Source organism: Mesorhizobium sp. LHD-90, from assembly GCF_030929505.1.
Taxonomy (GTDB): Bacteria; Pseudomonadota; Alphaproteobacteria; order Rhizobiales; family Rhizobiaceae; genus Kumtagia.
This window is the reverse complement of sequence record NZ_JAVFVV010000036.1, coordinates 23,961-32,048: the sequence shown is the minus strand read 5'-3', so window position 1 is coordinate 32,048 and position 8,088 is coordinate 23,961. Positions and strand designations below refer to the sequence as shown.

The window sequence follows — 8,088 nt, the reverse complement described above, 5'->3', positions numbered from 1 at the left end:
CAGCGGCGTGAGACGGGCATTCTTATGAATGTTCATTCGGACCCTCCGACGAATCTGAAGCGTGGTAACTCCAGTCTCCTCGGTCAGGTCCGAATGGACAACCTTCTGAAAGCCCACACTTAGGCACCCGCATCAGCCTTGGCGGCGATCCTCGACGCTTGGAGAACCTCGCTATTGCGACGCAATCGGTATCGTGAGGGTTCTGTTCGCGCCTGGGGGCGGCGCGGGTATAGGCGAACGTCGGCGGACCATATCTACCGCGCTCTGGTCGAATGCCGCGTTTCCAGAAGAACGCGCCACCGATGCCGTCAAAATCTCACCGCCAGAACCGATGGAGAAGCGGACTTTTACGGTGCCCTTTCCCCGCGCCCTTAAGGAGCGTTTGCCGCGTGCCATATGCGCGTTGACCTTGGCTTCCCAAGTCGCCGGCGACATGGAGGAACCCTTCATACCCTGATTGCCCGCCGCGGTTGCCGATCTCGGCGCGTTCTGTCCCGACTTGGTCCGGGCGACACTTGCCTTGGGCGACGGCTGCTTCTTCGGCGGCGCCTTGGCGGCCTCCTTCGGCTTCTCGACGGGCTTGGCTTTCTCGATCGGCTTCGCCTTCGCCGGTTTCGGATCCTCGGCCGGCTTGCGCTTGGCCGGGGCCGGCTCCGCCTCCGCTTCGACCGGGCGCGGCTCGGGCACGGCGAACGCGACCTCGGGCAGCGGGGCCTCGACGATGTCGGGGATCACCTCCTCGGCCTCCGTGGTGGTCGGTTCCGTCGTAGGTTCGACCGTCTCCGGCACGACCTCGGAGGTCTCGGTCGGCGGCTCGGGAGCGGCTTCCGCCGGCTGCGCTTGCTCGACGGGTTCCGGCTCGACTGGTTTCGTCACATCCGGCGAAATCTCTTCGACCGGGGTCAGCCGCAAGGGGTCGACCTCGTCGAATTCCTCGACCTGCTCCGCCTTCGTGTCGGTGACCGGCACGGCTTCCGCGATCTCGACGGGCTCCTCGCTCGCCTCGGTCTGGGGGCTGTCGACCGTGTCGGGCATGTCGAGCGGCACAGCCTCCGCGGCCACGCTCATCGGCGCCAGGTCGATCATGATGGCTGGCGCGGCTTCCGCCGCCGGCGGCGGCGCGGAAGCGGCCCATCGGTAGGCTTGCCAACCGGTTCCCACATGCGCCGCCAGCGCAACGATGGCGGCCGCCGACCAGAGCAGGATCTCGCGGCGCTCGAAGCGGCGCCCCACCAGGCCGGAAATGGGCTCCGCCTGAATGCTCATTCGGCCGGCCCGGCAGGCCCGCCCGCCGCAGCGTCGGCGGGCACCGATTCCAAGCCGACCAGCGCGATCTTCAGATAGCCGGCGCCGCGCAGGATGTTCATGACGTCCATCAGTTCGCCATAGTCGACGGCGCGGTCGGCGCGCAGGAACACGCGCTGCTGCTTGTCGCCGGAGGTCGCCCGGTCGAGCGCGGCGGCGACCGCTTCGCGTACGACCGTGTCGTTGCCGATCGAGAGCGACAGGTCGTCCTTCAGCGTCACATAGAGCGGCTTTTCCGGGCGCGGCGAAACGGTCGCGGTCGACGCCGGCAGGTCGACATTGACGTCGACGGTGGCGAGCGGCGCCGCCACCATGAAGATGATCAGCAGCACCAATATCACGTCGATGAAGGGCGTGACGTTGATCTCGTGGTTTTCCTCGAGGTCGTCGCCGTCGAAGGATTCGCGGATGCCGCCGGCCATGGCGCTACTCCGCCGCCTCGCGGGAAACCTCCGCGCGCGCCACGTGCAGCGGCTGGCGCTTGCGCGACGCGGCGCGGAAGTCGAGGTCGCGGCTGACAAGGCGCTCGACGCCGGCCGCCGCGTCGGCCAGCGCCTGCCGGTAGGCGACGATGGAGCGGGCAAAGACGTTGTAGATCACCACCGCTGGGATGGCGGCGACCAGGCCGATGGCGGTTGCCAGCAGGGCTTCGGCGATGCCGGGCGCGACGACGGCGAGATTGGTGGTCTGCGCCTCCGAAATGCCGATGAACGAGTTCATGATGCCCCACACGGTGCCGAACAGGCCGACGAACGGCGCAGTCGAGCCGATGGTCGCCAGCACGCCGGTGCCCTTGCCCAGCCGCCGGCCGGCCTGGGCCTGGATGCGACCGAGCCGCGAGGATACCCGCTCCTTCAGCCCCTCGGACGCCGTATGGTCGATGGCTTCCGCGGAAATCTGCATTTCCTCGGCCGCAGCGCGGACCAGTTCCGCGCCGGGGCCGCCGCGCTGGCCGACCTGGGCGGCCGCGTCGTCCAGTCCCTTCGCCGACGCGACAATGCGCAGCACGCCGCGCAGCCTGGTCTTCGCACCGGCGAGTTCAAGCGACTTCGCGACCCATACCGTCCAGGTGACCAGCGAGGCGAAGGCCAGCCCGATCATCACGCCCTTGACCACCCAGTCGGCGGCCATGAACATGCCCCAGGGCGACAGGTCGTGCGGCAAGGTCGAGACGCCAGGTTTGCCGGGCTCAGCGGTCCCGACGGCCGGTGCCGCGGCAGGCGTAGTGCCGATTTGGCCAGCGCCGCCAGGCGACTGCGTCGAAGCGTCGACCACCGCAGCGGCCTGGCTTGCATCCGATGACGGCGCAACGGATGGCGCCTGCTCCGTCGGCGCCTGGACTGCCGGGGCTTGGGCTGTTGGCGCCTGGGCGGATGTGGCCGGCGCCGCGGTTTCCTGCGCGGCGGCATGACCGATCATCAAAGCCAACGTCAGCGCGACGAAAAGCGGATTGAGCGCGCGCCAGACGCGCGCGGCCGGGCGAGGAAAATCCGAAGCGGTTTCGAAACTGTACATCGACCGATCCCGTTGTCTGCAGGCTCTCGGCGGGCTTTCCGCACCGAACCTGAAAGGCTTCGCCAGGGCCACGAAGCCACCTGCCTCGTCCGATCGCCGCAGGCTGACGGGCCGTGAGGCGCTCACCGGCGACCTAACATTCCTGACTTTTTCATTCAACTATAATCTGGCGGAAATGAGCCCGGCGGGACCCTCGCCGCGGAGCGCCGGGACCAGGCCTCCACAACCGCACGACTTGCCGCCTACTCAGCGTCCGACAGTTCGGCCGACTTCTCCCGTTCTGCGCCACTCCCCTTCGATCCCTCGGCGATCCGCACGCGCTTCAACGCCTTGCCGGTCGGATCGGCCGACAGATGCAGCGTGCGCGTGAAGAATTTCTCGCCAGGGTCCGCGCGCCCGATGGCGACGATGGCCGCGTCCGGCAGCTTCTCCTCGAGCAGCGCGAAAATCCGCCCGCGCGTCTCCGCGTCGAGCGTGTCGAACGCCTCGTCGATTACGGCCCAGCGCGGCCGGTGCAGCACCAGCCGGGCAAAGGCCAGCAGGCGCAACTCCTCATCGCGCAGTTCCCGCTCCCAGCGTGCGTCGACGTCGAGCCTTTCGGAGAGCCGCCCGAGCCCTGTGCTTTCCAGCGCCGAGCGCAACTCGGCGTCGCTGAATACACCGCCCGCATCGGACGCGCCGAGCGCATCCCGCAGCGTGCCCGGCGAAAAATACGGCGTGCGCGGGATGAAGACCGCGGCCTCGCCCGGCGGAAGGCCGATGCGCCCGCTGCCCCACGGCCACAGCCCGGCCAGTGCGCGAAAGAACAGCGTCTTTCCCGCGCCAGGGCTGCCGGTGATCAGCACGCGCTCGCCCTGCCTTATCTCGACATGTGGCTCGGAAAGCCGCGTGCAGCCTTCCGGCGACGACACCTCGACCTCGTCGAAAGTCATCCTGCCCTCCGGCGCGTCCGCGAAGCCGATGCGCTTCTCGACGCCGTGCAACTCGTCGATCTTCAGCAGGGCTGAGCGGAACGAGGTGACGCGCAGCAGCGTGGCGCGCCAGTCGGCAATGCCGCCGATATTGTCGATGAACCAGCGCAGCGAGGCGTGCACCTGCGTGAACGCCGCCGCCGCCATCATCAGGCCACCGAACGTCAAATCGCCGGCGAAATAGACCGGCGAGGCGATAACGATCGGCGCCACTACGGTGATCCAGCCATATCCCGCCGTCACCCAGGTCAGCCGCACGGTGGCCAGCGCGATGCGCCGCGTCGCTTCAAGCACGGTAGCGAGGTCGAGTTCCAGCCGCCGCTTTTCTTCGCCTTCGCCGCCGGCGAGCGAGATGGCGTCGACATGCTCGTTGACCCGCATCAGCGAGAACCGCAGTTCGGCCTCACGCGCATAGCGCTCGCTGTTCAAGTTGATCAGCGGCCGCCCCGCCAGCCAACTCAGACATGAGCCGGTCCCGGCATATAGGATCGCCGCCCACACCATATAGCCGGGTATCTCGATCTCGCGGCCGGAAATATGGAAGACGAAACCGGAAGACAGCGACCACAGCACGCCGACGAAGCTGACCAGCAGGATCGATGCCTGCAACAGCCCGACGCCGAGGTCGGTGGAGAGTTCGGCGAGATGCCGCGCGTCCTCATGCAGCCGCTGGTCGGGATTGACGGCGATGGCGCCGGCCTTGGCCAGCCGGAACGCCCGCCGCGGCCGCATCCACTCGCCGATCAGGTCGCGCACCAGCCCCTCGCGCAGCTTGATGCGCAGCATCTGGTAGAGCCAGGTCTGGGTGATGTTGAAGACGAGCAGCACGCCGGCGATCTCGGCGAATACGATGAGCTGGTGGAAGAAGGCCGGCAGGTCGCGGCGTTCGATGGCGTCGTAGAACGGCCGGTTCCAGCGGTTGAGCATCACCTGCCCAAGCGCCGTGGCGACAATGACGGCGAAGATGCCGAGCATCAGCCACAGGATGGCGTTGCGCACCGGCGAGGCCTTGAAGGCGCCCGACATCATGCGAAGCTGATCGCGAAAACTGTCATCGCCGACCGCGATCGTCGTCTGCCTGTTGGTCCTGTCGTTCATCCGCTTCCCCTGACCTGGGTACGCCGCTCGCTCTTGCGAACATATAGGCTCGAAGGCGTCGCCACATCGTCATAGACCACGACGATGTATTGCGCCTGTCGGCAGACAGTGTGGATCAGCCACGCTTCCGCAGTCAGGTCGCGACGCTCAGATTGCCGCAGCGCGAACCGGCGGCGCAAGCCAGGCATAAAAAGCAGATGCGGATCGAAATGCCGACTGGCGTCGGATCCCCAGACCAGCGTATCGCACTCATCCGCGGGCTGCGGTCTTGCCTGGCAGGCATCCTGAAGAGGAACAGAGACAACCACCAAGAGAGTTCTTGCGGTTAACTTGCAATATATTAGGGTCGGTCGAGGTTCAGGTGAGACACGGGGAGAATGGTCTTTTCCGGGTCGCGAAGCGGCGAGCGGGGGCTCCCGTTGGCTGGGAAGAATCGCGGCGGCGGCAATATTTGTCATGCCTCAGCCGATTTCGGCAGTTACTTTGGTAACGAATCCAACGCCCTAAGGTTGATGAAAGTCTATGAACAATCTGATTTTTTCGTCGGCATTAGCCTTGTCGATTGTGGTAGCGACGCTGAATGCGTCCTGGGCTCAAACGCTGGAACGTATTTCAGTGGGGGCGCTTCGTTTCACATCCTCGGGTCCTTTGTTTCTTGCCAAGGAGCGTGGGTACTTCCGGGACGAAGACCTGGATGTGGAGATCGTTTTCTTTGAGGCGGCGCCCAACATAGCCGTGGCGACGGCTTCGGGCGAGCTTACGTTCGGTGTGACGGCACTGACCGCAGCATTCTACAATCTCGCGGCAGAGAATCGCCTGGATATTGTTGCAGGACAGGCACAGGAGAAAAAGGGACACGTTGGGAACTCCATTCTCGTATCGAAACGTGAATACACTGCGGGAACCAAGCGGCTTGAGGACCTGTTTTCCAAGCCATTCGGGCTTACACAGTTCGGCTCGCCGTCACACTATCAATTGGGACAACTGGCGGCCGCCCACGGCATACCCATGGAGGATATCCAGATCCGCGCGTTCCAGACACTACCGAATCTGGTGTCAGCGCTCGCCAACGATCAGGTGAGCTGGGCGATCATCGCTCCCCCCATTTCGACGCAGCTCATCGAGAAGGGTGCAGTCGTGGAACTGTCCCGCTACTCCGACCATTCGGCCTATCAGTTCGGGGCGGTATTTGCCGGCCGCGAGGTTGTTGAACAGCAGCCCGACATGATCAGAAGGTTCCTTCGCGCCTATAAGAAAGGACTGAAGGATTATTCGGTCCTCAACAGCGGAAAAGGCAGTGAGGCTTCGACCGAGGCGCGCGTCACTGCGGCGTTCCTGGCCAGCTATGTATATCCCGACGAACCGGCAGAACGGGCTACAGGCAGGATCCTCGGCTCGGCCCTCTATGTCGAACCTGACGGAGAGGTCGACATGGAGGACATCACCAGGCAGATAGGCTGGTACTATGACCAGGGGCTGATCAAGGCAAAGCCCCAAGCCGAGGAGTTGGTGAACCTCGACTTCCTGAGATGAACAGGTCGCTCGTCGATCTCATCGCCAATGGAGCAGTGCGCGCTCGGTCCGGCCGAGCAGAAAGGAAGAAAGTATACCTATCCCGGCAAGCAGGATAATTCCGGCGAACATCTGATCGGTGCGCATCAGGTTTCCGGCCCTGAGGATGAAAGCCCCGATTCCGGATTGCGCGCCGATCATTTCGGCGGCCGTGAGAAGAACGATCCCGATCGACATGGCGACCCGCAAGCCGCCGACCAGGGTCGGCAAGGCACCAGGCAACAGGATCTTGGCCACGATGTGATGCATGGGCATATCGAAGCTCTGGCCCATCCGGATAAGATTCCGGTCCACATTGTCCACGCCCGTATAAGTCGCGATGACCATTGGCGAGAAGACGCCAAGGGCGATCGTCACGATCTTGGAAAGCTCTCCGATACCGAGGCAGACGATCAGGACCGGCAGAATTGCGATCTTGGGGATGGCGAACAGGGCCGAGACGAGCGGCACGGCAGCGGAGCGAACCAGGGGAGATATGCCGATCGCGAATCCCAGAACGATGCCGCTCAAGATTCCGAGGAGACATCCCATCGCCAGCCGTTGAAACGACGCACCGAGATGGGCCCAGATTTCACCGCTTCGGACCAGATCCGCAGCCGCTCGAAATACCTCCACGGGCGAGGGTACGCCGAAAGGAGACATGCCCGAGATCGTGGCAGCCCACCATAGGCATAGGATTGCCCCGAACGTCACCGGAGAAATCCAGGGAATCGTGGTTCTGTCGAAGCCTCTAGCCCGAAGAGGAATTGGCGAGATACGCACGGATGGTGAGCCGCGCCCTGCGTCGTTGTCAATCTGATCAGGAGCCTCGGGATCAGCCATGAACGACTTCTTGATCCACCTTGGCGGAATCCTCGCTCAGCAAATTCCAGATATGACGTCGCGCCTGGATCACCTCGGGATCATTGTCGGCGCGGCTGCCGGGACAGGACGAAAGCCGGACGATGTCTTTCACGCGTCCCGGAAGACGAGACAGGATCACCACTCGATGCGCGACCAGCGTTGCTTCGATAAGGTTGTGCGTCACGTAGACGGCGGAAAATTTCAGTTGCGCCCATAGCTGCAGAAGTTCCCCGCGCACGAGGTCATGGGTCTGCGCGTCCAGGGCCGAGAGCGGCTCATCGAAAAGCACCAGGTCCGGTTCCACGACCAGGGCCCGCGCAATTCCGGTCCGCTGCCGCATCCCCCCCGACAATTGCCTTGGGAATGCATTCGCGAAATTGGTCAAGTTGACCCTGGCCAATGCCTCTCTTACGCGCTCGCGTCGCTCTGCCCGTGAAAAAGGACGATGCTCGAGCACAAGCGCCACATTCTGCGCGACAGATCGCCAGGGAAGAAGCGAAGCGTCCTGGAAGACATAAGCGATGGAGTTCGAACGGACGGCCGAACCTCGGTAAAAAACGCGTCCCCGCGACGGTCTCTCAAGACCGCCAACAATGCGCAAGAGGGTTGATTTGCCACATCCAGAAGGTCCGACTATGGCGACAATTTCTCCACTTCGCACATGAAGTGAAACATCGCCCAGAACCGTCAATTCACCGTAGGCGTGAGTGACATGTTCGATAACGAGTTCTTCAGCCTCGCCATTATTCCGAAGTTTCGAACCGAAGTCGCCCATGCGTGTTGT

8 protein-coding genes are annotated in these 8,088 nt (G+C 63.9%); 1 reads left to right on the top strand and 7 read right to left on the bottom strand.

Annotated elements, in window-relative coordinates:
- Positions 1-171 precede the first annotated feature (171 nt).
- The 5 genes from RB623_RS29100 to RB623_RS29080 all read right to left on the bottom strand — a co-directional run bounded on the left by RB623_RS29100 (position 172) and on the right by RB623_RS29080 (position 5,200).
- Entirely contained in the window at positions 172-1,266 is a 1,095-nt protein-coding gene (locus RB623_RS29100; protein ID WP_308060626.1) for a TonB family protein, read from the bottom strand.
- Positions 1,263-1,727, bottom strand: coding sequence for a TonB system transport protein ExbD (gene exbD, locus RB623_RS29095; RefSeq protein ID WP_308060625.1), 465 nt, complete (start codon positions 1,725-1,727; stop codon positions 1,263-1,265). The genes RB623_RS29100 and exbD overlap by 4 nt, the downstream gene beginning before the upstream one ends.
- 4 nt (positions 1,728-1,731) lie before the next feature.
- Positions 1,732-2,820 carry a tonB-system energizer ExbB gene (exbB, locus tag RB623_RS29090; protein ID WP_374121760.1) on the bottom strand — a complete coding sequence of 363 codons (1,089 nt, stop codon included), beginning with the start codon at positions 2,818-2,820 and terminating at the stop codon, positions 1,732-1,734.
- Between the two features lie 242 nt (positions 2,821-3,062).
- Positions 3,063-4,889, bottom strand: a complete 1,827-nt coding sequence (locus RB623_RS29085) for an ABC transporter ATP-binding protein/permease (RefSeq protein ID WP_308060624.1) — start codon at positions 4,887-4,889, stop codon at positions 3,063-3,065.
- Positions 4,886-5,200 carry a hypothetical protein gene (locus RB623_RS29080; protein ID WP_308060623.1) on the bottom strand — a complete coding sequence of 105 codons (315 nt, stop codon included), beginning with the start codon at positions 5,198-5,200 and terminating at the stop codon, positions 4,886-4,888. Before RB623_RS29080 ends, RB623_RS29085 begins: the two co-directional genes overlap by 4 nt.
- A gap of 211 nt (positions 5,201-5,411) precedes the next feature.
- On the opposite strand from RB623_RS29080, the gene RB623_RS29075 reads away from it, so the two are divergent.
- Entirely contained in the window at positions 5,412-6,422 is a 1,011-nt protein-coding gene (locus tag RB623_RS29075) for an ABC transporter substrate-binding protein (protein WP_308060622.1), read from the top strand.
- 18 nt (positions 6,423-6,440) lie between these two features.
- Here the strand turns inward: RB623_RS29075 and RB623_RS29070 are convergent, their stop codons facing one another.
- Together RB623_RS29070 and RB623_RS29065 are read right to left on the bottom strand one after the other, a co-directional pair.
- Positions 6,441-7,283: an ABC transporter permease gene (locus RB623_RS29070; RefSeq protein WP_308060621.1), complete on the bottom strand. Its 843-nt coding sequence runs from the start codon at positions 7,281-7,283 to the stop codon at positions 6,441-6,443.
- A complete protein-coding gene (locus RB623_RS29065) occupies positions 7,276-8,079 on the bottom strand; it encodes an ABC transporter ATP-binding protein (protein ID WP_308060620.1) in 804 nt (267 codons plus the stop codon). Before RB623_RS29065 ends, RB623_RS29070 begins: the two co-directional genes overlap by 8 nt.
- Positions 8,080-8,088 lie beyond the last annotated feature (9 nt).

Excerpts from the sequence above, each read along its gene's own strand:
- RB623_RS29100 (WP_308060626.1), bottom strand. The coding sequence starts at position 1,266 with ATGAGCATTCAGGCGGAGCCCATTTCCGGCCTGGTGGGGCGCCGCTTC.
- exbD (WP_308060625.1), bottom strand. The coding sequence starts at position 1,727 with ATGGCCGGCGGCATCCGCGAATCCTTCGACGGCGACGACCTCGAGGAA.
- exbB (WP_374121760.1), bottom strand. The coding sequence starts at position 2,820 with ATGTACAGTTTCGAAACCGCTTCGGATTTTCCTCGCCCGGCCGCGCGC.
- RB623_RS29085 (WP_308060624.1), bottom strand. The coding sequence starts at position 4,889 with ATGAACGACAGGACCAACAGGCAGACGACGATCGCGGTCGGCGATGAC.
- RB623_RS29075 (WP_308060622.1), top strand. The coding sequence starts at position 5,412 with ATGAACAATCTGATTTTTTCGTCGGCATTAGCCTTGTCGATTGTGGTA.
- RB623_RS29070 (WP_308060621.1), bottom strand. The coding sequence starts at position 7,283 with ATGGCTGATCCCGAGGCTCCTGATCAGATTGACAACGACGCAGGGCGC.
- RB623_RS29065 (WP_308060620.1), bottom strand. The coding sequence starts at position 8,079 with ATGGGCGACTTCGGTTCGAAACTTCGGAATAATGGCGAGGCTGAAGAA.